This is a genomic window from Pseudomonas brassicae (assembly GCF_010671725.1).
GTDB classification, from domain to species: Bacteria; Pseudomonadota; Gammaproteobacteria; order Pseudomonadales; family Pseudomonadaceae; genus Aquipseudomonas; species Aquipseudomonas brassicae.
Genome location: NZ_JAAHBU010000471.1, coordinates 1 through 1,903, shown reverse-complemented (window position 1 = coordinate 1,903; position 1,903 = coordinate 1). Strand labels below are relative to the sequence as shown.

Annotated in this window: 1 protein-coding gene; it reads left to right on the top strand. The window is 51.2% G+C overall.

Annotated features, from left to right (window positions below; all coding sequences use genetic code 11):
- On the top strand, positions 1-1,742 hold a 1,742-nt coding region (locus tag G3436_RS24615; protein WP_163950532.1), incomplete at its 5' end, for a GmrSD restriction endonuclease domain-containing protein.
- Positions 1,743-1,903: the final 161 nt, after the last annotated feature.

The following is a 1,903-nucleotide window of genomic DNA, read 5'->3' as shown; positions in this document are numbered from 1 at the left end:
GTAGGTCTCTTATGACCCTAGATACAGGGGGATCCGTGGATTTCAAGCCGCGCCTTATTGAGGGCGCACCCTCCGCGTCCAAATCTATGCCACCTCAATCACTGCTGTTGGACGGGCAGCAGCGTATGACGTCAATGTATCAGGTCACGTTACGTGGCCAGGTCGTTGAAACAGTGACGCCCAAAAAGAAGAAGGTAAAACGATGGTTTTACATCGATATTCGAAAGGCATTGGACCCATCTGTAGATAGGGAAGACGCAATAGTTGGTCTCCCAGAAGATCGTGTACTGCGAAGTGCTTTCGGTCGAGAGGTAATTTCCGACCTGTCCACGCCGGACAAAGAATACGCATCGATGATGTTTCCTGTTTCTCAGGTTTTCGATTGGGATCAGTGGCAGGACGGATTTGATGAGTACTGGTCCACCACTGACGACAAAACGACGCGTAGTGAGTTTCGAACGTTCAAAAAAGAAATCTTAGATAATTTCAAATCCTACAGAGTGCCGGTTATTGCGCTGGATCGGGCCACGAGCAAGGAGGCCGTCTGCGTCGTGTTTGAGAAGGTGAACACAGGAGGCAAACCTCTCGACGCATTTGAATTGGTAACGGCAATGTATGCCGCTTCGGGCCATGAGCTGCGTAAAGATTGGTATGGCGATGAGCACACAAAAGGGCGTCATCGTCGTTTTACTGAAGCGTTGCGTCCAGCGGATGCTGAAAGCGGAATCATCGCCAATGTTGCCAACACCGATTTCCTGCAAGCAATCTCTTTGTTCCATACACGAGATCGCCGTCGGCTCGCGGAGCAACAAGGGAAACAGGGCAAAGATCTTCCCGCAGTGACGGGGAATCGCCACGCGTTGCTCAACCTGCCGCTTGAGGCCTACAAGCAATACGAGCACCAGGTGGAAGCGGGTTTTATCAAGGCTGCGAAATTTCTACACACGCTTCATATTTATCGAATTTTCGACTTGCCGTACCAATCGCAAATTGTACCTCTAGCTGCGATTCTGGCTGATATCGGAGACGCTTGGGAGCACGATGCTAACCGGGCGAAATTGGTTCAGTGGTATTGGAACGGAGTCTTTGGCGAGCTTTATGGTTCTGCCGTCGATACTCGCATCGCGCGAGATTTCACGGAGGTTCCGGCTTGGCTGAAGGGCGGTCCAGAGCCATCGACGGTAAGCGAAACAATATTCCGGCCTGATCGCTTGAAAAGCATGCGCATGCGTCTCTCTGCCGCCTATAAAGGGGTAAACGCACTGCTGATGAAGGAAGGTGCTCGGGATATTCGTTCTGGTCAGAAGTTCGATCACACGGTATTTTTCGGCGAGTCAGTCGACATCCACCATATCTTTCCTCAGGACTGGTGCAAGAAGCGCAACATCCCACCACAGGTTTACGACTCCATCATCAACAAGACACCTTTGTCATTCCGGACGAACCGGATCATCGGCGGAGTGGCTCCCTCCGTTTATCTACAGAAACTGGAGTTGGGTGATGCCTCCACGCCTGGTGTGAATTCGAAAAACCTAAACAATTACCTCATATCTCACTTTATCGATCCTGACGTACTCAGGAGAGATGCTTTTGAGGAGTTTATGGAGGATAGGCAGCAACAGCTCCTGGCGCTGATTGAGCAAGCCACCTGCAAAACTGCTTACAAAGGAGATGTGCAGGAGGAAGGCGAAGATGTAGAAAGCGATGCTGATACCACCGAAGCAGGACTGACGCTGAGATGACACTGCGGATAACTCCGTCACCCGCCCATTCAGGGCTGCTGCTAGCCGACCAATATTGAGTGATTGTCATGCCCGAACAGCTCAGCAAAGCCTACCTGCTGAACGCCGCTAAGGAAGAATTGGAAACCTTGGACGGAGATATGGATTAACGCCGAGCGGAT